We start from the raw sequence: 25,737 nt of genomic DNA, 5'->3' as shown, positions 1-25,737 counted from the left end.
CGAAAGATGAAGATCGTTTCTGTCGACACACTCGTCGTCGACTTCTACCGCACGAACCTCGTCATCGTGCGGGTCCACACCGACGAGGGCATCGTCGGGCTCGGCGAGGCCACCCTGGAGGGCAAGGAACGTGCCGTCCAGGGTGCCATCGCCGAGCTGGCCGAGGCGGTGGTGGGCCTGGATCCCACAAACATCTCGAAGATCCTCTACGAGACCGCACGGGACTGGTACTGGCGCGGCGGCCCGGTGATCATGACGGCGTTGAGCTCGCTGGAGATGGCCCTCTGGGACATCTCGGCGCGTGAGCTCGGCGTACCGGTTTCCCGGCTTCTCGGCGGCGCGACCCGCGACCGGGTCCGCGCGTACGCGAACGGTTGGTTCTCAGGTGCCGTCACCCCGGAGGACTACGCTGCCGCCGCGCGCCGGACCGTGGAATCGGGCTTCCGGGGCCTCAAGTGGGACCCGTTCGAGAACTACGACCTGACCATCACCACCGCCCAGTTGGACCGGGCGCTGGCCCAGATCGACGCGGTCCGTGGCGCGGTGGGCCGCGAGGTGGAGCTGTTCGTCGAGGGGCACGGGCGCTTCGACGTCCGCCACGCCATCAAGGTGGCGAGGGAGATCGCCCAGTTCGACCCGGTGTGGTTCGAGGAGCCCTGCCCGCCGGACAACCTCGACGCGCTCGTCGACATCCGTCGCGCGTCGCCGGTGCCGATCGCCGCGGGGGAGCGGTGGTACGGGCGGCAGGGCTTCGCGCCGGCGCTGGCCCGCCAGGCGGTCGACTTCGTCCAGCCCGACGTGACGCACGCCGGCGGGATCGCCGAGCTGGCCTTCATCTCCACGCTCGCCGCTACCAGCTACGTGGGCTTCGCGCCGCACAACCCGAGTGGTCCACTCAGTACCGCTGCGACGCTGCAACTCGGGGCCACGTTGGCCAACTTCCGCTACCTGGAGATCATGGCGACCGACGTGCCCTGGCGCCCCGAGATCACCAACGAGCGGCTGGTGCTGACCGACGACGGCGACATCCTCATCCCGACCGGGATCGGCCTGGGCATCGAGGTGGACCTCACAGCGATCGAGCAGCATCCGTTCACACCGCACCCGCTGCGGATGTTCCAGGACGCCGTCTTCGACATCCGTCCCCGCGACGAGCGGTCCTACTTCAACCTGGAGAGCGACTCATGACGCTGCCACGGCCCCGAGGGTCGGCCGCGGACTGGGTCGGTACCGCCGCCGAAGCGTTGCCGGACGATGCCGACAGCGTCCTCATCGGCCGGATCTGGGACCCGTCCAGCGACGGACCCTCACCGGTGACCGTCCGCGCCGGCGAGGTCATCGACATCAGCCATCGGTTCCCGACCGTCCGCGACATCTGTGAGCTGCCCGATCCTTCGTCGACAGTGGCTGGGCTCGACGGGCCGAGGGTTGGCGACTTCGCCGAGATACTGGCCAACACGGGGGCCGCGACCCGCGACCGCAGCCGGCCCTGGTTGCTCGCCCCGGTCGACCTCCAGGCGCTCAAGGCCGCCGGGGTCACCTTCCCGATCTCGATGATCGAGCGCGTGATCGAGGAGCGGGCGCGGGGAGACCTGGCACTGGCGGCGGACATCCGGCACCGCATGCTCGCCGACGTCGGTGTCGACCTGCGCAGCCTGGAGGCGGGCTCACCGGAGGCGGATCGGCTCAAGAGTCTGCTGATCGCCGAGGGCATGTGGAGCCAGTACCTGGAGGTCGGCATCGGCCCGGACGCCGAGATCTTCACCAAGGGGCAGATCCTCTCCGCCGTCGGCACCGCCGTTCCGGTCGGCGTGCTCGCCGCGTCGACCTGGAACAACCCGGAACCCGAGGTCACGCTCATCATCGCGTCCAGTGGCCGGATCGTGGGCGCCACCCTCGGCAACGACGTGAACCTGCGCGACATCGAGGGCCGCTCGGCGCTCCTGCTTCCCCTGGCCAAGGACAACAACGCCTCCTGCGCCCTCGGCCCCCTGATCCGGCTCTTCGACGACCGGTTCGGCATGGATCGGGTACGCGAACTCGAGGTGCGCCTGGAGGTTCGAGGCGTGGACGGCTTCCACCTGGAGGCGGTCTCGGAGATGACCCAGATGTCGCGTGATCCCGAGGAACTGGTCCGGCAGCTGATCGGGCCGCACCACCACTATCCCGACGGCGCCGCCCTGATGCTCGGCACCATGTTCGCGCCCATCCAGGACCGGGACCGCCCCGGTGAGGGTTTCACCCACAAGGTCGACGACGTGGTACGGATCAGCTGCCCAGCGCTCGGGACCCTGGTCAACCGGGTGCGGCACGCGGAGGAGTGCGAGCCCTGGCACTTCGGCGTCCGCGATCTCATGGGCAATCTGGTGAGGAGAGGACTGCTGTGAACGTGGTCAACACTGTCGATCCGCGCGACGGTAAGAGTCGCGCGACGGATCTCACCGAGACCGACGAGTCTCGGCTGGAGGTGATCGCCGGTCAGACGTCGGCGGCGGCGCAGTGGCTGGCCGCCCGCGGGAGGCTCGGCCGGGCGGAACTGCTGGACGCGATCGCCGCGTCGCTGGAGTCCCGCCGGGAGGTTCTGGTCGCTGCCGCGGAGGCGGAGACCGGGCTGAGCGACGCGCGACTCAACGGGGAACTCACCCGGGCGGCGCTCCAGTTCCGCATGTTCGGCGAGGTGCTGCGCGACGGAGCGTACGTCGAGGCCGCCATCGACCACGCCGCCGACACACCACTCGGACCGGGCCCGGACCTGCGGCGGATGCTCGTACCCCTCGGGCCGGTCGCCGTCTTCGGCGCCAGCAACTTCCCGTTCGCCTTCTCGGTCGCCGGCGGTGACACGGCCGCCGCGCTCGCCGCCGGGTGTCCGACGATCCTGAAGGCCCACCCGTCCCACCCCCTGACCTCGCACGCCTCCGCCGCCGCGATCGAGTCGGCCGTCCGCGAGCTCGGCGGGCCCGAGGGTGTCGTCTCGACCGTGTACGGCGAGCAGGCCGGTCGCTCACTGGTGCGTCACCCGGCGATCCGCGCGGTGGCACTGACCGGCTCGGTCAACGCCGCCCGCGCCATCCAGGCGGCCATCGACGAACGACCCGACCCCATTCCGCTGTACGCCGAACTGAGCAGCGTGAACCCGATCGTCGTCCTGCCCGACGCGGCCGCCGTTCGGGCAGACCAGATCGCCGAGGGGCTGTTCGGCTCCTTCACGAACTCGGGCGGCCAACTGTGCACCAAGCCCGGCCTGGCGTTCGTTCCGTCGGATCCGGGTGGTGACGGCCTGGTCGACGCGCTGCGGGCGAAGGTCGACGCGTCGGGGGGCACGGTCCTGCTCAACGAGCGCATCCGGGACGCGTACGAGAACCGGTCCACGGAGTTCGAGCGGGCCGGCGCCCGGGTGTCGGCGCGGCCCACTGTCGAAGCCGGGGCAGGCTTCACAGTGGCACCGACCCTCCTGGAGGTCGGCCTCGCCGGGCTGAGCGCCGAGATCGCCGACGAGTGCTTCGGCCCGCTCCTGATCGTGGTCCGCTACGACGACGCCGCCGACCTCGACGCCGCGCTGGCCGCCGTCCCGCCGTCGCTGACCGGTTCGCTGCACCGCGGACCCGGCGACGACGCCGAGGTCGTACGTCGACTGGTCGACGTGCTCGCCGCCCGCGCGGGTCGCATCGTCTTCGACGGATACCCCACCGGTGTCCGGGTGTCGTGGGCCCAGCACCACGGTGGACCGTGGCCGTCGACGAACGCCGTACACACGTCGGTGGGTGCCACGTCGATCCGCCGGTTCCTGCGCCCGCTGGCGTGGCAGGACGCCCCGGCCTGGATCCTGCCCGAGGAGTTGCGCGACGAGTACACCGCCATCTCCCGGCGAATCGACGGGAGGTTGCAGCCAGCGGTCGAATAACGGCGTCCGCCGGTTTCTCCCGGGCGCGTTTCCGGGCCACCTGCGACTGGCGCGTGAATTCCTTCGAGAATCATTCCGACAGAGAATTCGCACGCCAGTTGCCCCGGTGTTGCTGAAGCGCGCCCAAATGGTGGGGATGCGATTTTCCGAGCCATTTTCCGCCTTGACGGTCAATGCAATTCATGGTTGTGTTTCCGACAGGGAACGATGTTAGCGCTCGCATCGCCGCATCGCTCGTTACTGGTGTCCCTTCACCTCACCATCGAATGGTCGGTCGACCGCTCGGTGCGGTCTGACCACACGCCGAAGAGGGAGCAGCAACATGCCCGGGGCGGCCGGCTGGAGTCCCGGCGGTGCCGGGCGTACACACCTGGCACGGGTGGCGTCCGCTGCGGCGCCCTCCGGCACTGTCGACTTCTACGCGGGTAACACGCACCTCGGGTCGGCCCCGGTGCACCACGGCGTCGCCCGACTGCCGTCCATGGTGAGCTGACCGCTCCGGTGGTCGCCCGCCACCAGGGCGACCGGCTCTTCGACGACTCCCAGAGCACCCCCGTCGACGTCCGGTAACAGCCGGCTCGACGCCGTACTCCCTGTGGTGGGGAAGCCCCGGCCGCGCGGCCCTGGTGAAGCCAGGGTGTGCGCGGCCGGGGCGCGTCCGGGCCCGTTCGTCAGCCGGTCACGGGGTCGTCTCGGTGGCGCGGAGTCGCAGCATGGTCCAGGACGCGGGCGGAAGAGTCAGGTGGACGCTGGCGTCGGCGCCGCGTGCCGTGCCGTTGGCGCGCGGCGCGCCGTGGTCCGGACCGTCGGCTGTGTTCTTGGCATGCAGGTCGGTGCCGCCGACGGTGACGCATTCGACGATGTCGCCGACCTGCGCGCCGGCGACGTCGATGGTCACCTCGGCCGGGGTGTCGAGGGCGCGGTTGACGAGGAAGACCGTCATCTCCCCGGTGGTGTCGTCCCAGGTGGAGACCGCGTCGACAGCGTCGATCTCACCGTAGCGGTCGGTGGTCGTCGTGCTGCCCTCGCGCAGCACGTCCAACACCGTGCCCTGGGCGTGCCGGGCGGTGCGGGCGAAGGGGTGGAAGATGGTCTGCCGCCAGGCCGAGCCGCCCGTCTCGGTCATGATCGGCGCGATGACGTTGACCAGTTGGGCCTGGCAGGCCGCGCTCACCCGGTCGCTGTGCCGCAGCAGGCTGATGAGCAGGCCGCCGACGACGACCGCGTCGGCAACGCTGTAGTGGTCCTCCAGCAGGGGCGGCGCGACCGGCCAGTCCTCGCCGCTCGGGGGCGTGGACGGGGCGGCCGACTGGTACCAGACGTTCCACTCGTCGAACGCGATCATGATCTTCTTGGTCGACCGACGGATCGCTCCGACCGAGTCGGCGATGGCGGTGACGGCGTCGATGTACCTGTCCATGTCCTCGGCCGAGGCGAGGAAACTGGCCAGGTCGTCGTCGACCGGCTGGTAGTACGCGTGCAGCGAGATCAGGTCGACGTCGTCGTACGCCTCGGTCAGCACGTCGCGCTCCCAGCTGCCGAAGGTCGGCATACCGAGGTGTGACGAGCCGCAGGCCACGAGTTCGAGATCGGGATCAAAGCGTCGCATGGCCTTCGCGGTCTGCGCCGCGAGTCGCCCGTACTCGGTCGCGCTGCGCTGACCGACCTGCCACGGGCCGTCCATCTCGTTGCCCAGACACCACAGCTTGATGCCGTACGGGTCGACAGCGCCATTGTCGCGGCGCTGGTCGGCGAGGTGGCTCCCACCGCGGTGATTGGCGTACTCGAGCAGGTCGACGGCCTCGGCGGTGCCGCGGGTGCCGAGGTTGACCGCCATGATCGGATCCACACCGGCCTTGCCGACCCACCGCATGAACTCGTCGAGCCCGAACGCGTTGGTCTCCAGGCTGTGCCAGGCGAGGTCGAGCCTCGCCGGGCGTTTGTCGACCGGACCGACGCCGTCCTCCCAGCGGTAGGAGGAGACGAAGTTGCCGCCGGGGTAGCGGACGGTGGTGACGCCCAACTCGCGCACCAGCGCGAGGACGTCGCCCCGAAAGCCGTCCGCGTCGGCCGTCGGGTGCCCCGGCTCGTAGATTCCCTCGTAGACGCAGCGACCCAGGTGCTCGACGAACGAGCCGAAGAGTCGACGTGGCACCGGTGCGACGCGTCGGCGGGGGTCCAGGGTCAGGCGGGCCGTGTGCACGCCGTTGTCCGGCGCGCTGTCGAGGTGGGTGTTCAGGGCTGGCTCCCTTCGTGCGGGTCCGACGCGACAGCACTGCTCGAACGCCGGGACCGAGGGGTGGTGGAGGCAGTGTGAGCTCTGGACAACGTGATCGTCTTCGATTACGTTGTCGATCTATGTAAACGTTACCGATTACGTTTACGTAAGGGAACATGGCACCTGGATCAATGTCCGGCCGGCACGCCCGGCGGGGCCGAACGACCAGCTCGTCGCGGTGATGGGGGTGACCGGGTGACCACTGTTGAGCCGGAGATCGAGGCGACCTGCGCGGATGCGACAGCGCCCGCACCGGGCTGAGACGTCCTCGACCCGTCGACTGAGGGGTTCCGTCATCGGTGCCGACTCGGACCGGCCGACGTCGAAGGTCTGTACCGGGACCGTCGAAGTTCGGCAGCTGTGATCGTTCACCCGGGTTGGGGAATCGTTCTTGACGGAGCGTGCCGTCCCGTTGTCGACGGGTAGCACCGACGCGGAATCGACCCCCACTTCGACCCCTGGCAGACGATGCCGATTGCGTTATCCGCAACGGCATCCGAGGATCATCAGCACTCTCGCCGGCCTCCACTTAGGACAGCTCATTCGGGAGGTCCGGTAAGGGTGAAGAGGTCTTGTGTTCGTAATAGTTCTCCGTTACCTTGGCAACATCCTGGAAACGTAACCGATAACGATTGCAGTCCAGAGAGAGCGGCATGATTGAAGTCAATGCGCCGGTGACAATGAGTGATGTCGCCCGAGCTGCTGGCGTTTCCACCGCCACCGTCTCGCGTGTCGTCAACGGGCATTACGGCGTCAGCGCTCGCACTGTCGCTCAGGTGCGCTCCGCCATCGAGCAGCTCGGCTACGAGTCGAGTCTGGTGGCCACCAGCCTCCGGCGTAGCCGCACCAACGTTCTGGGCCTCGTGGCGCACAGCTTCCAGTCGTACACGGCGGAAGTGCTAAAGGGTGTGATGAAGGCGCTGAGCCGCTCGGGCTTCGATCTGATCATCTACGCCAACAGCGACCTCTACGGGTCGTATTCGGAGGGTTGGGAGCAGCGGCACCTGACCCGCCTGTCGGGCACCCTCACCGACGGGTGCATCGTCGTGACGCCCTGGAGTGACATCCGGAGCCGGACGCCGGTCGTGGCCATCGACCCGGTGCGGGGCTCGACGGCGCCCTCGGTGATGGCCGACAACCTCGCGGGCGCCACCACCGCGGTCGAGCACCTGGTCGACCTGGGTCATCGGCGCATCGGCTTCATCGCCGGCCGCGACAGCCTGGCCTCGGCCTGGTCGCGGGAGGAGGGATACCGCGCCGCGCTGACCAACGCCGGCATCCCGGTCGACCCGACGCTCATCGGTCGAGGGGACTTCAACCCCGAGTCGGCGACTCCGTTGGCGCGTGACCTGCTGCGACGAGCGGAGCCGCCATCGGCGATCTTCGCGGCGAGTGACGGCATGGCCCTCAAGGTTCTGGAGGTCGCCCGGGAGCTGGGGTTCTCGGTGCCGGGGGACCTGTCCGTCATCGGCTTCGACAACATCCCCGAGACGGCGTCGACCCAGCCAGGTCTGACCACTGTGGACCAGTCGATGTATCAGCTCGGGTACGAAGCCGCGCGGATGCTCAAGTCGCTGGTGACCGGTGAGTGGGACGAGCCGAGCCAGATCGTGCTTCCGACAAGCCTCGTCGTGCGCGACTCGACCGCACCACCCAGGAGCGCGGCACGGCCATGACCTCAGCCCACTGGTGCGCGAGCCGGATCGCTCCCGACACAGCGATCACGGCAGGTGCGCCCGTGGCGGCAGCCTGAAGGAGGTGTACGCAGCACGCACGGCCAGATCCACCGTTGAGTTGAGCCGGTCAGACGGGTCGCATCCGCTGCCGGCGCATGAAGGGAGTGGAGTGTGGTTACCGGACAGTATCACGGGCGCTTACGCCAGCTAGGCGTACGCCGGCGACTCTCGGCGGCGTTCACCGCCGGGGTCGTCGCCGCCGCGGCGGTGCTCCTCGCGCCGCAGCCAGCTGCGGCGGACACGCCGTGGCTGGACGTCTCCGCGGACCGCTACGCCACGTTCGCCGTCCCGGCGGCGTACGTCCAGGAGAACCTGGGCACCGTCTCGCAGGTCGTTGTCGAGGGAAACTTCGGCCCGTCGGCCAGCTGGGCGGAGTTCGGTCTGACCCGTCGGGGTGACGTGTGGTCGGGTGTTCTCGGCGCGTTGGAGCCGGGGCTCTACAACTACCAGCTCACCGCCGACGACACCCTGACCATCAAGGACCCGACGAACAGCACCAGTGTCGCGTCCAACCCGCTCCTGAGCACCTTCCTCGTCGCGGGTGACTCGGCACGATGGCTGCTCGACGCGCCGGCCGGCACCGGCGGAAAGATCGAGACGCTGACCTATCGGGCCGGTAACGCGCAGCGCTCCGCCCTGGTCTGGACGCCACCGGGTTACGCGGCCAAGAGCCCGAAGGGTTACCCGGCGCTCTTCCTCCAGTCGGGGGACGGCGTGGCCGCCACCGACTGGCTCGACCTCGGTCGGGCCAGGCAGATCCTCGACAACCTCTCGGCCGCGGGCGCCATCCGCCCGATGGTGGTGGTGATCAACGATGTCGACGGCTCCGACGACAAGGGGTTGAAGGACCTCCGGAAGGCGGTCACCGACAGGTACCGGGTCCTTCGCGACCCGGCGCACCAGGCCATCGCGGGCGTGTCCGACGGTGCGGCGGACGCGCTGCGGGCCGCGCTCACCAAGCCGGGGCAGTTCGGTCACGTGGGTTGGTTCTCGGGCACGTCTACGCCGGAGATCGACCGGAAGGACGCCAAGGCGATCAACCGCGGCGTCAAGGTGCTCCGTCTCTACACGGGCAACGTCACCGATCCGGCGTACAACACCACCTACCGGCTGACGAAGGCGTTGGACCGGGCCGACGTCCGGTTCGAGTTCGACGGGGTCAACCCGGACGGCGGCGCGACCTGGACCACCTGGCAGGAGAACCTCGTCGACTTCCTGCCGCGACTGTTCGGTCACGTGCGGGACCACGGGCCGAGCCCCGGTCACCAGCCGCTCAAGCGGGAGTTCACCCCGCCGCCGGCCGGCACCACCCCGACGCCGTTCGTCACCGAGGACGGGTTCGTCACCTTCGAGACGACCACGGACTTCGCTGACGCTCGGCACGTCACGGTCTGGGCGAACGTCGCACCGGGCGGCAGTTGGCTGCGACTGCCACTGACCCGCGACGGTGACCGGTGGCGGGCCACTGTGGGCCCGCTGAAGCCCTGGTTCTACTACTACCGACTGATCGTGGACCGGGTCGCGGTCAAGGACACCTCCAACCCGACGAAGGTCACCACCGAGCCGATGTGGAGCACCTTCTTCATCCCCGGGCCCGGTGCCCGACTGCTGTCGGACGTACCCGCCGGTCGCGGCGGGAAGGTCGAGAGCATGACCTACCCCAGCACGGTGGCCGGCCAGGACCGCACCGCGCTGGTGTGGACCCCACCCGGGTACGACCCGAACCGTACGCAGCCGTACCCGGTCCTCTACCTCCAGCACGGCGGCGGCCAGAACCACACGGACTGGGTGGAGATGGGCCGCGCCAAGCAGATCCTCGACAATCAGTTCCTCGACGGCGACCTGACGCCGATGGTGGTCGTGATGGGCAACGGCAACTCGTCGAACTTCAACCGGGAGCTGCGGGAGAACATCGTTCCGACCGCCCGCGACCGCTACAACATCTCCAGCGATCCGTCGCAGCAGGCCCTCGCCGGTCTGTCGATGGGCGGCGGGCAGGCGTTCGGCGTGCTGCGGGCCTACCCGGGTGAATTCGCCTACGTCGCCGCGTTCTCGGCCGGTTTCGGCAGCGGCACCGGCGTCGACGTGGCGGCGATCAACAACGGCACCAGGATGCTGCGCCTCTACGTCGGTGACCAGACCGACTTCGTGTACCCGAGCTTCATGGCGTCGCTGACCACGTTGGACAACCTCGGTATCCGCTACGAGTTCGACGGGGTCACCCCCGGGCCGCACGGCTGGGACGTGTGGCAGAAGAACCTCATCGACCTGGCGCCCCGTCTGTTCAAGCGCTAGGAGCCGTCGCCGGCGACGCCACCGGGAGCAGGGCATCCTGCCCCGGTGGCGCCGGCCAGCGCATGGATGCAGTGCACCGCCATCGCCGAAGGGAACCATCTCAATGAAGAGAAGACGAATACTCGCCACGGTAGCCATGCTCGCGGCGGGGACCGGCCTCGTCGCCTGCTCCTCCGACGAGGGCGGCAGCGACGCGAGCAGTTGCACGAACACCATCACCAAGCAGAACGTGCCGGTCGTGACGATGTGGGGCTGGTACCCCAACACCCAACTCGTCGTCGACAATTTCAACAAGCAGCACGACGACGTGCAGGTCTGCTGGACCAACGTCGGCCAGGGCAGCGACGAGTACGACAAGTTCCAGACCGCCATCTCGGCGGGCACCGGCGCACCAGACGTGATCATGGTCGAGGCGGACCGGATCCCGACGTTCCAGATCCAGGGCGCGCTCGTCGACATCAAGCAGTACGGCTTCGACGCGGTCAAGGCCAACTACGGCGAGGGCGCCTGGAAGGACGTGTCGGTCGGCGACAAGGTCTACGGCGTCCCGGTCGACGGTGGCCCGGTGGCGATGATCTACCGGAAGGACATCTTCGACAAGTACAAGATCACGCCGCCGAAGACCTGGGCCGAGTACGAGCAGGCCGCCCAGAAGGTCAAGGACGCCGGCGGCCCGCTCTTCGGTGACCTCGGCGCGAACGTCTCGGCGCTCACCATGGCGCTGCAGATCCAGAAGGGCGCTGCTCCCTTCACCTACGATCCGGCGCAGCCGAAGGCGATCGGGGTGAAGCTCAACGACCAGGCGTCCAAGGACGTGCTGGACTACTGGGGAGGCCTCGCCAAGAAGGGCCTGGTCGGTACGCAGGACCAGTTCACCCCGGAATACATCTCCGGCGTCATCAACGGCAACTACGCGACGTACATCTCGGCGGCCTGGGCGCCCGGCTACCTCACCGGCGCGGGTGTCGGTAAGGGGCAGGACACCGGCAAGTTCGCGGTGGCGCCGCTGCCGCAGTGGGACCCGGCCAACCCGGTGCAGGTCAACTGGGGTGGTTCGGCCTTCTCGGTGACCAAGCAGGCCAAGAAGCCGGAGCTGGCCGCGAAGGTCGCCTACGGGCTCTACGCCGACAAGGAGTCACTCACCGACGGCTGGACCAACCAGATCATCTTCCCGCTGAACCTCACGGCGCTCAAGGACCCCGCGTTCGTCGACCTGAAGGTGGCGTTCTTCGACGGCCAGCAGGCGAACAAGGAGGTCTACCTTCCCGCCGCCGACGCCTACAAGGGCGTCGCGTACGCCCCGTTCGGTCAGTACTACCTCGACGCCATGACGAAGCAGGTCAGCGAGATCATCAAGGGCTCCGTCACCGGTTCGCAGGCTGCCGACCGGCTCCAGGAGGACGTGGCTAAGTACGCCAAGGAACAAGGCTTCACCGTTCAGTGACCGGATGGGTGGGCCGCGCCGCACTGAGCGGCCGGCCCACCCTCCACCCTCACCGTCCACGTCCCGGAGACCAAGATGACACTCCTGACCGAGAAGCGCGCACCGCGTCCTCAGCCTGAGACGCGCAAGATCCGTGGCAAGGTGCACCTCCGCGAACACCTGATGGGGTGGCTCTTCGTCGGGCCGTTCGGGATCGTGTTCCTGGCGTTCCTCATCGCGCCGCTGGCGTACGCGCTGTACCTCAGTCTCTTTCAGAAGAAGCTGATCGGCGGCACCAGCTTCGTTCTCTTCGACAACTACGTGAAGGCGTTCACCGACCCGAGCTTCCTGTCCGGGGCGTGGTTCGTCATCCGCTTCTCACTGGTCTCGATCCCGCTGCAGATCGTCATCGCGCTCGCGCTGGCCCTCATCCTGGACTCGGTGACCACCCTGTTCGCCCGTTTCTCCCGCCTCATGATCTTTCTGCCGTACGCGATCCCCACAGTCATCGGAGCGGCGATGTGGGGGTTCCTCTACAGCAGGGGCTTCGGTCCGCTCACCGACATCTTCGGGCTGTTCGGCGCCACCGCACCCGACTTCCTGAGCAGCGACCTGATCTTCTACGGGCTGCTCAACGTCGTCACCTGGCAGTGGGCCGGCTATTACATGATCATCCTGTACGCGGCGTTGCAGGGCGTCGACCCGACGCTCTACGAGGCGGCCCGGATGGATGGTGCCGGACGATGGCAGATCGCGACCCGGATCAAGATCCCGCTGATCGCGCCCGCCCTGATCCTCATCCTGGTCTTCTCGCTCATCGGCACCCTGCAGTTCTTCAACGAACCGCAGATCCTGCGATACCTCGCCGCGGGCACCATCGGCGCGGACTTCACCCCGAACATGTACGCGTACCAACAGGCGTTCTCGCTGGCCAACTTCAACTACGGGTCGGCGATCTCCTTCGCCCTCGGCGGGCTCGTGTTCATCTGCGTGTACGCCTTCCTGTTCTTCACCCGCAAGCGGAGGAGCTTCCTGTAGATGACCGACCACACCAGCGTCCGCGCCGGCGCCCGCCGACCGCAGCGCTATCTCCCCCTGCAGATCCTCCTCGGCTTCCTGGTGATCTACTTCCTCGTACCGTTCTGGTGGGTCATCGTCAACAGCTCCAAGGACGCACCGGGGCTGTTCGGCGGCGGCAACACCCTCTGGTTCACCGACCAGGTCGACTACCTCGGGAACCTGCGGCAGCTCTTCACCTACGACGGTGGCATCTACCTGCGGTGGATGCTCAACTCCACGCTCTACGCCATCGCCGGCGGCGTCGGCGCCACCGTCCTGGCGGTCATGGCCGGTTACGGGTTCGCCAAGTACCGGTTCGCCGCCCGACGCTTCAGCTTCGCCATCGTGCTCGGCGCGCTGATGGTGCCCGCCACCGCTCTGGTCATCCCGACCTTCATCATGTTCTCCCGACTCGGCCTGACGAACACGGTCTGGGCGGTGATCCTCCCGTCGCTGCTCAACCCGTTCGGCGTCTACCTGATGCACGTGTACGCGCGCGACGCGGTGCCCGACGAGCTGCTGGACGCGGCACGGGTCGACGGCGCGGGAGAGATACGGACGTTCATCCAGATCGCCCTTCCTTTGATGCGTCCCGCGGTGGTCACCGTGCTGCTCCTGTCGGCCGTGGCGTCCTGGAACAACTACTTCCTGCCGCTGGCCATGCTCTCCGACAACCGGCTCTTCCCGGTCACCGTCGGCCTTGGCCTCTGGCAGGGAATCGCGTCCGCGAACAACGCGGGAACCACCTCGCTGTGGAGCCTCATCATCCTGGGTTCCCTGGTGTCCGTGATTCCGCTGATCATCGCGTTCTTCAGCCTGCAACGACACTGGCGCGGCGGCCTCTCCGTCGGAGGTCTCCGGTAGGCCGCGCCGACGCCACCAGCAATCCACCACACGCGCATTGATCGCCGCGCAGGACGCGGCCGGACGGATGACAGAGAGGTGTGCTGATGTCGACGACGAATCGACCGCTGCGCAGCGGGGAGTGGTTCGGTGCGGAAGGCCGCAACGGGTTCATCCATCGGTCCTGGATGCGCAACCAGGGGTTCGCGGACGACGTCTTCGACGGTCGCCCGGTGATCGGCATCGCCACCACTTGGTCGGAGTTGACACCCTGCAACGCCCACCTGCGCGACCTGGCCGAGTCGGTGAAGCGGGGCGTGTGGGAGAGCGGGGGCCTGCCGCTGGAGTTCCCGGCGATGAGCCTGGGCGAGCCGCTGATGCGACCCACGACCATGCTCTACCGCAACCTGCTGGCGATGGAGCTGGAGGAGTCGGTCCGCGCCAACCCGCTCGACGGGGTGGTCCTGCTCTCCGGCTGTGACAAGACCACCCCCGGCCTGCTGATGGGAGCGGCGAGCGTCGACCTGCCGACCCTGATGCTGACCGGCGGCCCGATGCTCAACGGCAAGTTCCGCGGCCAGGACATCGGCTCGGGCACCGTCGTCTGGCGCTTCACCGAGGAGATGCGGGCCGGTCGGATGACGGCGGCCGACTGCTCCGAGGCGGAGGTCGGCATGTCCCGCAGCCGGGGCCACTGCATGACAATGGGTACCGCCTCCACGATGGCCTGTGTGACCGAGGCGCTGGGTGTGCAGCTACCGGGGGCGGCCGCCGTGCCGGCGGTCGACTCCCGGCGGTACGCGCTCGCGCAGGCCGCGGGACGCCGGATCGTCGACATGGTCGAACAGGACCAACGGTTGTCCTCGGTGCTCACCAGGCAGGCGTTCGAGAACGCCGTGCGGGTCAACGCCGCCATCGGTGGCTCCACCAACGCGGTCGTCCACCTGCTCGCGATCGCCGGACGCCTCGGCGTCCCCCTGTCGTTGGAGGACTTCGACACCCTCACCGCCGACGTGCCCATGCTCGTCAACCTCATGCCGTCCGGGACGTACCTGATGGAGGACTTCGCCTACGCGGGCGGCCTCCCGGTGGTGATGAAGGAACTCGCCCCGCTGCTGCACATGGACCACATCACCGTCAGCGGCAGGAGCGTGGCGGAGAACGTCGACGGCGCCCAGTGCTGGAACCGGGACGTCATCGCCACGATGGAGGAGCCGTTCCAGCCCGCCGGGTCGGGCACCGTGGTGCTGCGCGGCTCGCTCGCGCCGTCCGGGGCGGTGTTGAAGGTCTCCGCCGCCTCCGCCCACCTCCTCACGCACACCGGCCCGGCGCTCGTCTTCGACCGGATCGAGGAGTACGTCGTCGCCGCCGACGATCCGGACCTCGACGTCACCCCGGACACGGTGATCGTCGTCCGCAACGCCGGCCCTCGGGGCTACCCCGGCTTCCCGGAGGTGGGCAACGTCCCCATGCCACGACGGTTGCTCGCCGACGGCATCACGGACATGGTGCGGATCTCCGACGCCCGAATGAGCGGCACCGGCTACGGCACCTGTGTCCTGCACGTGGCACCGGAGGCGTCAGTGGGTGGTCCGCTCGCGCTGGTACGCAGCGGCGACCTGATCTCCGTCGATGTCGCGACGCGCCGCCTCGACCTTCTGGTCGACGACGCGGAGCTCGCCGTACGCCGCGCCGCCTGGCAGCCTCCGAAGCCGGTGGCCGACCGGGGATGGGTACGGCTCTACAGCGAACACGTCCAGCAGGCAGACAGCGGCGCGGACCTCGACTTCCTCGTCGGTGGCAGCGGCAGCGCGGTGCCCCGTCACTCACACTGACGGCAACGAACGGACGAGGCCCACGAGGAACTGATTCCATGAAAGAACGGATGGCCCGCCAGTGCGAGTTCACACAAAGGCCGCTGTGACGGCGGCCGACCGGCCACCGGTCATGGCTGACGTCGCTCGCCTGGCGGGCGTGTCACACCAGACGGTGTCCCGGGTCATCAACGGCGCGCCCAGCATCAGGCGCGAGACCCGGGAACGGGTCCTCGAAGCGATCCGACGGCTCGACTACCGCCCCAACACGGCGGCCCGCGCATTGGTTCGCGGACGGTCCGGGATGATCGGCATCATCGGCACGGCCAGGACACTGTTCGGTCCGACCAGCATCCATCGCAGCGTCGAGGACGCGGCCCGGGCGGCCGGCTACTTCGCCACCTCGGTGAGCCTGTCCGAGGTGACGGTACGGGCGCTCAGCGACGCCACCGAACACCTCATGCGCGTCGGCGTGGAGGGCGTCGTGATGATCGCCGGCAACGACGAGGCCCTCGAGGTGGTGCGGATGACGCGATCGGGCGTCCCGTTCGTCGTCGTGGAGGGCGACGTGTCCCGGGCCAGCGTGACCGTCGGCGTCGACCAGGTGCTCGGCGCCCGGATGGCCACCGACCACCTTCTCGACCTCGGGCACCGGGAGATCGTGCACGTGAGCGGCCCGCTCAACTGGGCGGAGGCCCGTGCCCGGCTCGAAGGCTGGCGTCAGGCGATGAGTGCGGCGGGTCTACGCCCGCCGGAGCCGGTCGAGGGCGACTGGAGAGCGCACAGCGGCTACCTCGCCGGGCTGCGGGTCGACGAGATGCCCGGGGCCACGGCGGTGTTCGCCGCCAACGACCAGATGGCCATCGGTGTGCTGCGCGCGCTGCACGAGCGGGGACGGCGGGTGCCGCACGAGATCTCCGTCGTCGGATTCGACGACGTCCCCGAGGCGCCCTACCTCATCCCGCCCCTGACCACGATCCAGCAGGACTTCGACGCGGTCGGTCGGCGGGCCATCACCGCCGTCACCCAGGCCATCGACGACACGGTGCCGCACCGCCTGCCGTTGGTCGTCCCCAAGCTCGTGGTGCGGCAGAGCACGGCGTCGCCGACAGCCACCTGACCGGCCGACGACCCGAGCCCTGTCGACGGGCGGGAGCCCCGGCGTGTGGCCGGGGCTCCCGCGACGTACGTGGTGATCGAGGTGGTCAGAGGGTGAAGACGAGGGTGGAGATGCTGCGGGCGCCGACGTTGATGGTGGCCTGACCGCCGTTGACGCTGGTGGGCTGGCTGGCCGCGTTGGCGTTCTGCGAGGTGAGGTAGTGCTCGGCCCGGGTGACGTTCTGCGGGGCCTGGACCACGGCGTTGTTGACCGCGCTGTTGGAGCGGTTGAGGATCACCAGGGTGATCTTCCCGTCGCCCTGGTAGGCGGTCACCTCCAGCGGGGACGCTTTCGAGCTCTTCGTCAGGGCGACCCGCTGGTAGCCGGGGCGCACGTACTTCGCGTACTGCGAGAAGGCGTACCCGCGCTTGAGGGGTGCGCCCGCGACGGTGCCGAACGCCGATTCGCCGTCACCAATGAAGGAGTAGTAGCGCTTGCCGTACCACCAGATGTAGGCGTTCCAGTTGGCCTCCATCGACTTGTGCACGGTGCGCATGATGTCGTCGAGGGTCTCGTTCCAGACCGCCGCGTTGGCGGGGTTGCCCCAGATGTTGGAGCCGCCACCGTCGGCGGCGTGCAGGTTCCACTCGGTCATCCACACCGGCTTGTTGTGCTGCTCGGCCAGCGAGTACGGCCGCAGCCGGCCGGACTCCTCGGTGCCGTAGAGGTGCCCGCCGACGTAGCCGATGTTGTTGCGGGCGGTCGCGTCGTTGAGGGTCGGGTCGGTGAAGTTGTAGTTCATGTTCACCGCCTCGGCCACCATCAGCTTGGTGTTCTGCACCCTGGTGCCCTGGTCGCGGACGAAGGTGCGCAGCTCGGTGCCGCTCCAGTCCATCGAGTCGTAGTCCGGGTGCCAGTCCGGCTCGTTCTGCACCGAGGTGACGTCGATGGGTACGCCCTGGCCCCGCATGTACTGCACGTAGCTGTTGAGGTGGTTGGCGTAGTCGTCGTAGTAGTCGGTCTTCAGCTTGCCGCCGTTGACCCGGCTGTTGTTGGTCTTCCACGCCGCCGGCGCGGTCCACGGCGAGGCGAGGATCTTCACGTTCGACCCGTACGACTTCGCCGTCTTCAACGAGTTCACGTGCGTCGCCCACTCGCTGGACACTGGCGACAACCCGGTCCGCACGATCGACAGCCCCAGCTGGTTGGCGCCCATCCCGACCAACGTCTGAGTGTCCGTCGTCGACCAGGCGCTACCCCAGATCGACTGCGCGGCCCCGAACCCGTCGACGGTCTGGTACCTGGTCGCGTTGTTCACAGTGATGTCCGCCGGCCCGGTGGGCGGCGGTGGGTCGGTCGGCGGCGGAGTCGTCGTCGGCGGCGAGGTCGGCTCTGTGCCACCGGTGCAGCCCACCCCGTTCAACGCGAAGGTGGTGGGATCGGGGTTGCTGCCGGTCCAGGATCCGTTGAAGCCGAAGGACACCGTCCCGTTGGTCGGTATGGCCCCGTTGTAGCTGACGTTCCTGGCGGTGACCGCGGTGCCGCTCTGCGTCAGTGTCGTGTTCCAGGCCTGGGTGATGGTCTGGCCGGCGTTGTAGTTCCAGGTCAGCGTCCAACTCGTCACCGTGTCACCGAGGTTGGTGATGGTGACGTTCGCGCCGAACCCGCCCTGCCACTGCGACGACACGCTGTAGTTCACCCTGCAGCCGGCGGCTGCGGCTCCCGCCGGCACCGCCGTCGCGACGCCTGCGGACGCCACCAGGACGGCGCCGGCCGACAGCAGGGCGACGTTCGTCGCTCTTCTGCTTCTTCTCATTGAAACTCCTCCTGAACTGGTGGTGGTATCCACGCCTCGGGAGGGCTCAGCTGTGGCGAATGTCAGCGATGGTCGGACGGTGAATGTTTGGGAGCGCTCCCAGGTGCTTGATTCAGAAAGTTAATTCGTCAAACGATTCCTGTCAATGCAATCGGCGCTCGGCCAGCGGCCCCGTCAGCGGCCGCAGGCACCGCACGGGCTGCGAGTGCGCAGGTGGTAGTCGGTGGACGCGACGAGCAGGCCCAGCCCGATGGCGAGGTACGCCGACATCGCCACCCACAGAAACGCGTCCGAGAACTCGCTGTGCGAGCCCGTCGTCACCTGCACCATGCCCATGCCGAAGTAGGCCACGATGCCCGCGCCGAGCCCGAAGCCGGGTACCAGAAGCACAAGGCGAGGAATCGTCCGGCCGGCGAGCAGCGGAACCCACCACGGCCAGACCTCACCCCAGTGATGCACCAGCGCCAGTGGCAACAGCACTCCGGCCAGCACCAAACCGATCTCCAACCCGAGCAGGGAGGCGCTCTGCTCGACGCTGTCGAACCCCACCACGAACTGGGCCGCGAAGCGGGTCACGAGACCGCCCACGGCGACCCACGCGGCCCAGCGCGCCCACCGCGCGGGTGCCGAGCGCCGCGTACCTGGTCGGACCGTCCGGCAACAGGCCGGGCAGTCGCCCCGGGTGCGCCGCTGATAGCGCCCGGTGGCCAGAGCGAGCAGTACCGCTCCGGTGACACAACCGAGCCGGCTGACGAACGCCAACGGGTCGAAGAACGGGCCGACGGTGAACAGGAGGAAGCCCACCAGCTCCGGCAGCAGGATCGCGGCTGCCGCGACCAGCGCTCCAGCGACAGCCCAGGCGAGCCCCGCAAGCGCTGGCCGCCAGGTCGCCACCCGGTCCAGGGCAACCGCCAGGCCGCCCGCGGCCGCGCACAACGCCACCGACCACCAACCGGTGAAGCCGAGCAGGTCGAGCCCGAGCCGCCCGAACTTCGGAGCCTCGCCGACCGTCCAGGCCAGACGCACGCCCCCGTATGCCACGGCCCAGCCGAGCACCGCGTACGTCAGACCATGGACGCTCCGCCCGACGATCCGTGTCGATGTCGTCATGGACCGATCCTGCCGGCGTCCCAGGGTGGGCGGGCCCCGCTGACAGGGGAAGGCACTCCCTCCCAGGAGGGAAGTGCCGACGGGGCGGGCGGCGGGCGGACTCGGGGGCGGTGCTCACCGTCGTCTCGGCGTCGAGCTTCGCGGCGTTGAGTCCGCGCTGATTCTCGTCTGACATCGCCCCACTCCAGGAATGATTGGCGGCGAAGATAGGTTGTTTGACAAACGATAGGCGCAAAACATGATAGGTTGACCAAACGATCGCGCGGATGGTGAAGCAATGTCGGACTATGGGCACGAACTCCGGTTTGGGTCGTTCCTGACACCCAGCGTGCACAACCCGGACCAGGTGGTGGCGCTGGCCGAGCAGACCGAGGCTGCGGGGCTGGACCTGGTCACCTTCCAGGACCACCCGTACAACGCGGAGTTCCTCGACACCTGGACACTGCTCAGTTGGGTCGCCGCCCGCACGCAGCGACTCCGGATCTCGGGGAACGTCCTCAGCCTGCCGCTGCGCCCGCCGGCCGTGCTGGCCCGGGCCGCGGCGAGCCTGGACCGGCTGTCGCACGGCCGATTCGAGCTGGGCCTCGGCGCCGGAGCGTTCTGGGACGGGATCGAGGGCATGGGAGCTCGTCGGCTGACCGCAGGGCAGGGCGTCACGGCGCTGCGGGAGGCGATCGACGTCCTGCGCGGCGTCTGGGACGAAACCGCCACCGGACCGCTGCGGCTGACCGGGGAGTACTACCCCGTACCCGGCATGCGGCGCGGCCCGAAGCCGGCACATGACATCGACATCTGGCTCGGCGCGTACCAGCCGAAGATGCTGGCCCTGACCGGCCAGAAGGCCAACGGCTGGCTGCCGACGCTGGAATACCTGCGGTCCCCGGACCGGGTGACCGCCAACCGGCTCATCGACGAGGCGGCCATCGCCGCGGGGCGCGAGCCCCGGGAGATCCGACGGCTGCTCAACCTGTTCACTGTCGGCGTCTCGTCGCGCAGCCGCGGCTTCCTCCAGGGTCCTGTCGCGCAGTGGGTCGACCAGCTCCTCCCACTGGTCGTTGAGGAGGGGTTCAGCACCTTCCTGATCGGCCGTGACGATCCACGCCTCATCCAGACCCTCGGGCAGGAGATCGCCCCCGCGCTGCGGGAGGCGGTAGCCAGGGAGCGCGCCGGCGGTGCGGTCGGCGGCGGGCCGACCCGCACCACCGTCACGTTGGCCGAGCGGCACGCCGGCCTCGACTACGACGCGCTGCCCCCGTCGCTGGCGACCAGCTCCGTCGAGCCCGGTGACCCGGAGTACGAGCGGGTGCGCCACACGTACAGCCGGCACGGGTCGCCGGCCCTGGTGATCCGTCCGCGGAACGCCGCCGAGGTGGTCGACGCCGTGTCGTACGCCCGGACTCAGGACGTCCCCCTGTCGGTGCGCAGCGGCGGGCACGGCATCAGCGGCCGGTCCACGAACGACGGGGGAGTCGTCATCGACCTGTCGAGGATGAACAAGGTCCAGGTGCTCGACCGGGCGACCCGTCGGGTGCGGCTGGAACCGGGCGCCCGGTGGGGCGACGTGGCCCAGGCACTCGCCCCGCACGGCCTGGCGATGAGCTCAGGCGACTACGGAGACGTGGGCGTCGGTGGTCTCGCCACCACCGGTGGCGTCGGATACCTGGCGCGCAGGTACGGCCTGACCATCGACCACGTCGTGGCCGCCGAGATCGTCACGGCGGACGGCCGCCTGCTCCGCGTCGACGACGAGCATCAACCCGACCTGTTCTGGGCCGTCCGGGGGGCCGGCGGGAACTTCGGTGTGGTCACCGCGCTCGAGCTGGAGGCGTACGAGGTCGGCAACGTCGTCTACGCGCAGCTTGTGGCGGACGCGACCGACACCGCCCGGCTGCTGCTCCGGTGGGGCCAGTTGGTCGAGGACGCGCCACGGGAGTTGACGAGCTTCCTCTCCCTCTTTCCCGGCCGCCGTGGCAACCCTCCGGCTGCTCAGGTCACCCTCGTCTACGCCGGTGACGACGTCGAGGCGGCGCAGTCCGCCCTGAGCCCGTTCCTGGAGATCGGGCCGATCCTCGACCAGCAGGCGCAGCTCGTGCCGTACCCGGCGATCGTCGTGCCGCCGGGCAACCAGCATCGGGGGCAGGGGCTGGAGGACACCCGCAGCGGTCTGTTGCACCACGTCACACCGCAGGTCGCCGACCTCATGGAGCACATGATCCATTCCGGTGATGTGATGATCATGCAGGTGCGATCCGTCGGTGGTGCGGTCAACGACGTCGCCCGGGACGCGACCGCCTACCCGCACCGTCAGCAGAACTTCTCGATGCTCGCCGCCACCGTCCCGGAGCGCCGACCCCAGCTCGACAAGCTGTGGGCCGAGCTGTACCCGCACCTCGACGGCCTGTACCTCAGCTTCGAGAGCGACACCGATCCGGCTCGACTGCTGGATGCCTGGCCCGAGCCCACCCTCGGCCGCCTGCGTGCCATCAAGGCCAGCTACGACCCGGACAACGTCTTCAACCGGAACTTCCCCATCCCACCGGCCGGGGCGGTCGACTAGAGCACGCCGGACAGGTACTCGCGGCGACGCTGTGGTTCGAACTTCTCGATCGCGTACCGCAGCATCACCCGTGGCATCACTCGGTAGCGGCGGGCGAGGAACTCCTCCTCCGCCGCTCTGTCCCGGTTGCCCACCTCGCGCAGCATCCAGCCCACCGCCTTCCGAACGAGGTCGTGCGGGTCGTGCAGGAGCCGGTCGCCGAGGCGGAAGGTCCACTCGAAGTCACCGGCCTTGATGAAGGCGAAGGTCGCCATGATGGCGGCGCGTCGCTCCCACACGAGGCTCGACTCGGCCAACCGATCCAGGACGCCCCGGTCCCTGTCGAGCAGCCAGGGGCCGACGATGTACGGCGCGGACGAGTCCACCAGGTCCCAGTTGTTGATCCGGCCGGTGTTGGCCAGGACGATGTCGAAGATCTGAGCCCGTTCCGGCTCGTCACCCTTGGCGAACTTCCGCACCAGGATGAGCAGCGCGGTCAACCGTTCCTCGTGCGCGCCGCCGGTGAGCAACGTCGTCGTCTCGGCCAGCGAGAGGTCGCGCCAGAACCGTGCGGCCACAGTGCGCTGGTCGGGCACGGAGACACCGAGGGCACGGTCGCCCTCGCCGTACCCACCGGGGACCATCTGGAGGAACCGGCTCGACGCCTCGGCTCGACGTGGGTCGGCGAGGACGGCGAGTGCCCGAGACACGTCGACGCTGGTGGCCATGACCGTCGACGCTACCGGGGCTCAGCCGGCGCGGCGTAGGCGTCCGAGCATTCCGTCGAGGTCCTGGACGAACAGGTCGTGGCGGAAGAAGTGGCCGCCCGGCACCTCGCGCCACTCGTGCGGAATGCCGGCTCGGGCGAGTGCCCCGCGGAACTCGCGCTGACCGGCGAGCACCTGGGTCTCGTTGGCCGTGTCGAACCAGTTGATCGGGTCGGGGGAGGTCCCGGCCGCCAGGAAGATCCGCTTGTTCTGGAAACTTGGGATGCGCTGGACCGGGTTGTCGGCGTTGACCCGTGCCTCGTCCCAGAACGGGACCCCGTAGACGGTGCCTCCACCGAGGTCCAGCGCGGCGGAGGTGGCATTCGCCCAGTGCACTACCAGTCCGAAGTCTCGGCGGAGACTGGCCGGCCCGGAGTGCGAGCTGACCGAGCAGAAGTGGCCGTAGTACTTGGCCGCGTACTTCAGCGCACCGAAGCCGCCCATCGAGAAGCCGGCCACCGCGCGCCCGTTGTACTCGGCGAACGTACGGAAGTTCGCGTCGACCCACGGCAGCAGTTGGGCGATGTGGAACGTCTCCCAGTTGCGGGGCCCGACGAAGCTGGTCACCGGATTGCAGTACCAGCCGGTCGACGCGTCCGGCATGACGACTATGACCTCCCGGCCGGCGGTCAGACCGACGACGTTGTCCTGGAGGTGGAAGGTGCGGAAGTCGGCGTTGCCGCCGTGCAGCAGGTACAACACCGGATACCGCTTGCCGCTGGTGTGGTAGCCGTCGGGTAGCAGCACGTTCACGCCCGGGTCCCACTCGATGGCGTAGGTGGCGAAGCGGTAGTACTGGAGCCGGCCGCCGTTCTCGTTGCGGTCGACGATGCGCAGGCCGTACCCGTCACCGGCGGCCTGGGCGGCGGACGACCCGGCCAGGGCGCCGCCGAACATTCCGGTGGCCGCCGCCGCCGCGGAACCGCCGATCAGCCGACGCCGGCTGATCGACGCGGACGGGGGTACGTCGAACATCGCGGTCTCCCTGGGGTCAGAGGGTGGTTTCGTTGGGCAGCCCGAAGAAGTCGTGCCACTTCGCGCCGCCGAGGAAGCTGGTGCCTGTGGAGAGGCCGACGTAGACGTCGTTGAGGGTGCCCCTGGTGAAGGCGATGACGTCGTCCCGGCCGTCGCCGTTGAAGTCGCCCAGGTAGGGGAACTCGCCGGCCAGGCAGAAGAAGTCGTTCCACTTGACCGTGGTGCCGACGAACGAGGTGCCGGTGGAGACGGCCGCGTAGACGTCGGCGTCGGCGTTGCAGGTGAACGTGACGATGTCGTCGCGGCCGTCGCCGTTGATGTCCCCGACGCGCGGCAGCTCCGTGCCGACCGCGAACACGTCGTGCCAGGTCTGCGCCGCCCCGAACGCGGTTCCGGTGGACAGGGCGACGATGACGTCCGATGCCGTGACCGGCCCCTGGGTGAAGGTGATGATGTCGTCCCGGCCGTCGCCGTTGACGTCACCGAGAGCCGGGTACTCACCGGCGATCGAGAAGTACTCGTGCCACTTGAGTGCCGTCCCGCTGAACGACGAACCGGCGGACAACGCGACGTACACGTCCCCGGCACCGTCATGGGTGAAGGCGATGATGTCGTCGCGGCCGTCGCCGTTGACGTCCCCCACCGCCGCGACCTCGGCGTTCGGCGCGAACCAGTCGTGCCACTTGGTGGCGCCGGCGAACGACGACCCGGTCGACAGCGCCACGTACACGTCGGCGAGCGAGCCGTGGGTGAACGCCACGACGTCGTCGCGCCCGTCGCCGTTGAAGTCCCCGGACAGCAACGTCTCGTCGTTGAGGCCGAAGAAGTCGTTCCACTTCACCGACGTTCCGGCGAACGAGGAGCCGGTGGACGCCGAGACGTACACGTCGTTGAGCGCGCCACGGGTGAACGCGACGATGTCGTCGCGCCCGTCGCCGGTGAAGTCCGTCGGTGAACCCGCCAGGTACCGGCCTCCCGAGCCGCCGGCGTTGACCAGGGAGAGGTAGTAGTTCCAGTTCCAGTTCGGCCCAGGGTCGGTGTGGTCGTTGCCGGGCAGCTCGTTGTGACCCCTGATCGACGCACGGGTTTTCGGCAGCCCGTACTTGTCGCAGAGGTAGCGGGTCAGTGCGGCGGACGACCGGTACATGGCGTCGGTGAACCAGGCCGGGTTGTCCACGAACCCCTCGTGCTCGATACCCACCGCGTACGGATTGGCCGAGCGTGCGTGGTAGGCAGTGTCGCCCTCGCGCACCATCTGGGTGATCTCGCCGTTGCTCGATCTCACCACGTAGTGCGCGCTCACCCCCGCCGACGGGTTCTGGAACCAGCTGACCGTGCCGGCGTAGGACCCCTGGGTCACGTGGATTACAACAGTGGTGATCCGCGCCGATCGGCCGGCCTGGTAGTTACCGCCGTAGGCGGACACCCACCGGGCCGGCGCGTACTCCGGCACCGCGGCCGCGGCGTTCGCACCGGCGGCGCCCGCGGGGGCGACCCCCGCGTAGCGGCCGAGCTCGGGTCGCAGCGGTCGCGGCGCGACCCGTATCGGTCCGGCGGCGATGCCGGTACGCAGCAGGTCGTAGACGTGGTCGGCGTAGAGCCGGGCGGTCGAGGCGTCGACGGCGGCGCTGTAGCGCGCCACCACCGGATACCAGGCGGGGAGCCGGTCGCGGGCCCCGCCGGTCAGCCCCTCGTCGTCGGCCAGGTCGCGCAGCACCGCCGCGCCGCCGCGGATGTTGGCGGAGGTGACCGAGCGCAGGCGGTCGACCGGTTCGCCGGTGAGCGTGGCCGCCCGCTCCAGGCTGTGCTGGGTGGGGTTGCTGACCAGGTGCATCACCCCGTACCCGTTGGCCTGGCTGGGCAGGCCACCGTGCCCGTCCAGCCGGGACTCACCGTAGGCGACGGCGACCAGCAGGTCCCGGGGCACGTCGAACTCGGAGGCGGCCCGGGCGAAGTCAGCGGTGAGCGAGCCGGACGCCGCGGGCCCGGCCGCGTCGGCCGGCGCGACAGCTACCTGACCGGCCAGCGCCGCCGCCAGGAAGAGGGCACACGCGCGCCTGGTCAGTCGCATGAGGTCTCCAATCC

Annotated in this window: 18 protein-coding genes; 12 read left to right on the top strand and 6 right to left on the bottom strand. The window is 68.9% G+C overall.

Going from position 1 to position 25,737, the window contains the following annotated elements:
* The first annotated feature begins 6 nt into the window (after window positions 1-6).
* The 4 genes from ACIBEF_RS06635 to ACIBEF_RS06620 all read left to right on the top strand — a co-directional run bounded on the left by ACIBEF_RS06635 (window position 7) and on the right by ACIBEF_RS06620 (window position 4,394).
* The gene (locus tag ACIBEF_RS06635) at window positions 7-1,188 is read left to right on the top strand and encodes a mandelate racemase/muconate lactonizing enzyme family protein (RefSeq protein WP_396791782.1); all 1,182 of its coding nucleotides are present in this window, start codon (window positions 7-9) and stop codon (window positions 1,186-1,188) included.
* Entirely contained in the window at window positions 1,185-2,387 is a 1,203-nt protein-coding gene (locus tag ACIBEF_RS06630; RefSeq protein WP_396791780.1) for a fumarylacetoacetate hydrolase family protein, read from the top strand. Before ACIBEF_RS06635 ends, ACIBEF_RS06630 begins: the two co-directional genes overlap by 4 nt.
* Window positions 2,384-3,901, top strand: a complete 1,518-nt coding sequence (locus ACIBEF_RS06625) for an aldehyde dehydrogenase (NADP(+)) (protein WP_396791778.1) — start codon at window positions 2,384-2,386, stop codon at window positions 3,899-3,901. Before ACIBEF_RS06630 ends, ACIBEF_RS06625 begins: the two co-directional genes overlap by 4 nt.
* 322 nt (window positions 3,902-4,223) lie before the next feature.
* Window positions 4,224-4,394: a hypothetical protein gene (locus ACIBEF_RS06620; protein ID WP_396791776.1), complete on the top strand. Its 171-nt coding sequence runs from the start codon at window positions 4,224-4,226 to the stop codon at window positions 4,392-4,394.
* A 186-nt stretch (window positions 4,395-4,580) separates the two neighbouring features.
* On the opposite strand, the gene ACIBEF_RS06615 is transcribed toward ACIBEF_RS06620, so the two are convergent.
* Window positions 4,581-6,104 (bottom strand): alpha-N-arabinofuranosidase, encoded by a 1,524-nt coding sequence (locus tag ACIBEF_RS06615; protein WP_396791774.1) that lies wholly within the window; start codon window positions 6,102-6,104, stop codon window positions 4,581-4,583.
* A gap of 728 nt (window positions 6,105-6,832) precedes the next feature.
* On the opposite strand from ACIBEF_RS06615, the gene ACIBEF_RS06610 reads away from it, so the two are divergent.
* The 7 genes from ACIBEF_RS06610 (at window position 6,833) to ACIBEF_RS06580 (ending at window position 16,469) form a co-directional block, all read left to right on the top strand.
* Complete coding sequence (locus ACIBEF_RS06610; protein WP_396791773.1) at window positions 6,833-7,855, top strand: LacI family DNA-binding transcriptional regulator; 1,023 nt, start codon at window positions 6,833-6,835, stop codon at window positions 7,853-7,855.
* Window positions 7,856-8,026: 171 nt separating this feature from the next.
* Window positions 8,027-10,210 carry an alpha/beta hydrolase gene (locus ACIBEF_RS06605; RefSeq protein WP_396791772.1) on the top strand — a complete coding sequence of 728 codons (2,184 nt, stop codon included), beginning with the start codon at window positions 8,027-8,029 and terminating at the stop codon, window positions 10,208-10,210.
* A 103-nt stretch (window positions 10,211-10,313) separates the two neighbouring features.
* Window positions 10,314-11,654, top strand: coding sequence for an ABC transporter substrate-binding protein (locus tag ACIBEF_RS06600; RefSeq protein WP_396791770.1), 1,341 nt, complete (start codon window positions 10,314-10,316; stop codon window positions 11,652-11,654).
* Between the two features lie 75 nt (window positions 11,655-11,729).
* A complete protein-coding gene (locus ACIBEF_RS06595) occupies window positions 11,730-12,671 on the top strand; it encodes a carbohydrate ABC transporter permease (protein ID WP_396791768.1) in 942 nt (313 codons plus the stop codon).
* A complete protein-coding gene (locus ACIBEF_RS06590) occupies window positions 12,672-13,556 on the top strand; it encodes a carbohydrate ABC transporter permease (RefSeq protein ID WP_396791766.1) in 885 nt (294 codons plus the stop codon).
* An 86-nt stretch (window positions 13,557-13,642) separates the two neighbouring features.
* On the top strand, window positions 13,643-15,370 hold the full coding sequence (locus ACIBEF_RS06585) for an IlvD/Edd family dehydratase (RefSeq protein ID WP_396791765.1): 1,728 nt from the start codon (window positions 13,643-13,645) through the stop codon (window positions 15,368-15,370).
* Between the two features lie 112 nt (window positions 15,371-15,482).
* The gene (locus ACIBEF_RS06580) at window positions 15,483-16,469 is read left to right on the top strand and encodes a LacI family DNA-binding transcriptional regulator (protein ID WP_396791763.1); all 987 of its coding nucleotides are present in this window, start codon (window positions 15,483-15,485) and stop codon (window positions 16,467-16,469) included.
* A gap of 85 nt (window positions 16,470-16,554) precedes the next feature.
* On the opposite strand, the gene ACIBEF_RS06575 is transcribed toward ACIBEF_RS06580, so the two are convergent.
* Both ACIBEF_RS06575 and ACIBEF_RS06570 read right to left on the bottom strand, forming a co-directional pair.
* The gene (locus ACIBEF_RS06575; protein WP_396791761.1) at window positions 16,555-18,264 is read right to left on the bottom strand and encodes a cellulose binding domain-containing protein; all 1,710 of its coding nucleotides are present in this window, start codon (window positions 18,262-18,264) and stop codon (window positions 16,555-16,557) included.
* A 174-nt stretch (window positions 18,265-18,438) separates the two neighbouring features.
* Window positions 18,439-19,374, bottom strand: coding sequence for a hypothetical protein (locus ACIBEF_RS06570; RefSeq protein ID WP_396791759.1), 936 nt, complete (start codon window positions 19,372-19,374; stop codon window positions 18,439-18,441).
* Between the two features lie 277 nt (window positions 19,375-19,651).
* Between ACIBEF_RS06570 and ACIBEF_RS06565 the strand changes: the two genes are divergently transcribed.
* Complete coding sequence (locus ACIBEF_RS06565) at window positions 19,652-21,931, top strand: LLM class flavin-dependent oxidoreductase (protein WP_396791758.1); 2,280 nt, start codon at window positions 19,652-19,654, stop codon at window positions 21,929-21,931.
* Here ACIBEF_RS06565 and ACIBEF_RS06560 read toward each other — a convergent pair.
* Genes ACIBEF_RS06560 through ACIBEF_RS06550 form a run of 3 tightly spaced genes read right to left on the bottom strand, consistent with a single transcriptional unit; the run spans window position 21,928 to window position 25,723 of the window.
* A complete protein-coding gene (locus tag ACIBEF_RS06560) occupies window positions 21,928-22,638 on the bottom strand; it encodes a DNA alkylation repair protein (RefSeq protein WP_396791756.1) in 711 nt (236 codons plus the stop codon). The genes ACIBEF_RS06565 and ACIBEF_RS06560 overlap by 4 nt on opposite strands.
* Before the next feature lie 21 nt (window positions 22,639-22,659).
* The gene (locus ACIBEF_RS06555) at window positions 22,660-23,652 is read right to left on the bottom strand and encodes an alpha/beta hydrolase (protein WP_396791754.1); all 993 of its coding nucleotides are present in this window, start codon (window positions 23,650-23,652) and stop codon (window positions 22,660-22,662) included.
* 16 nt (window positions 23,653-23,668) lie between these two features.
* Window positions 23,669-25,723, bottom strand: a complete 2,055-nt coding sequence (locus tag ACIBEF_RS06550; protein WP_396791752.1) for an N-acetylmuramoyl-L-alanine amidase — start codon at window positions 25,721-25,723, stop codon at window positions 23,669-23,671.
* Window positions 25,724-25,737: the final 14 nt, after the last annotated feature.

Source organism: Micromonospora sp. NPDC050795 (assembly GCF_044456785.1).
Classification (GTDB): Bacteria; Actinomycetota; Actinomycetes; order Mycobacteriales; family Micromonosporaceae; genus Micromonospora.
Note: the sequence above shows the minus strand (reverse complement) of the source record. Positions and strands in the feature narration are given on the sequence as shown.

What these genes read in the sequence shown, in the direction of transcription:
- ACIBEF_RS06635 (WP_396791782.1), top strand. Translation starts at nt 7, where the DNA reads ATGAAGATCGTTTCTGTCGACACACTCGTCGTCGACTTCTACCGCACG.
- ACIBEF_RS06630 (WP_396791780.1), top strand. Translation starts at nt 1,185, where the DNA reads ATGACGCTGCCACGGCCCCGAGGGTCGGCCGCGGACTGGGTCGGTACC.
- ACIBEF_RS06620 (WP_396791776.1), top strand. Translation starts at nt 4,224, where the DNA reads ATGCCCGGGGCGGCCGGCTGGAGTCCCGGCGGTGCCGGGCGTACACAC.
- ACIBEF_RS06610 (WP_396791773.1), top strand. Translation starts at nt 6,833, where the DNA reads ATGATTGAAGTCAATGCGCCGGTGACAATGAGTGATGTCGCCCGAGCT.
- ACIBEF_RS06600 (WP_396791770.1), top strand. Translation starts at nt 10,314, where the DNA reads ATGAAGAGAAGACGAATACTCGCCACGGTAGCCATGCTCGCGGCGGGG.
- ACIBEF_RS06595 (WP_396791768.1), top strand. Translation starts at nt 11,730, where the DNA reads ATGACACTCCTGACCGAGAAGCGCGCACCGCGTCCTCAGCCTGAGACG.
- ACIBEF_RS06590 (WP_396791766.1), top strand. Translation starts at nt 12,672, where the DNA reads ATGACCGACCACACCAGCGTCCGCGCCGGCGCCCGCCGACCGCAGCGC.
- ACIBEF_RS06585 (WP_396791765.1), top strand. Translation starts at nt 13,643, where the DNA reads ATGTCGACGACGAATCGACCGCTGCGCAGCGGGGAGTGGTTCGGTGCG.
- ACIBEF_RS06580 (WP_396791763.1), top strand. Translation starts at nt 15,483, where the DNA reads ATGGCTGACGTCGCTCGCCTGGCGGGCGTGTCACACCAGACGGTGTCC.
- ACIBEF_RS06575 (WP_396791761.1), bottom strand. Translation starts at nt 18,264, where the DNA reads ATGAGAAGAAGCAGAAGAGCGACGAACGTCGCCCTGCTGTCGGCCGGC.
- ACIBEF_RS06570 (WP_396791759.1), bottom strand. Translation starts at nt 19,374, where the DNA reads ATGACGACATCGACACGGATCGTCGGGCGGAGCGTCCATGGTCTGACG.
- ACIBEF_RS06565 (WP_396791758.1), top strand. Translation starts at nt 19,652, where the DNA reads ATGTCGGACTATGGGCACGAACTCCGGTTTGGGTCGTTCCTGACACCC.
- ACIBEF_RS06560 (WP_396791756.1), bottom strand. Translation starts at nt 22,638, where the DNA reads ATGGCCACCAGCGTCGACGTGTCTCGGGCACTCGCCGTCCTCGCCGAC.
- ACIBEF_RS06555 (WP_396791754.1), bottom strand. Translation starts at nt 23,652, where the DNA reads ATGTTCGACGTACCCCCGTCCGCGTCGATCAGCCGGCGTCGGCTGATC.
- ACIBEF_RS06550 (WP_396791752.1), bottom strand. Translation starts at nt 25,723, where the DNA reads ATGCGACTGACCAGGCGCGCGTGTGCCCTCTTCCTGGCGGCGGCGCTG.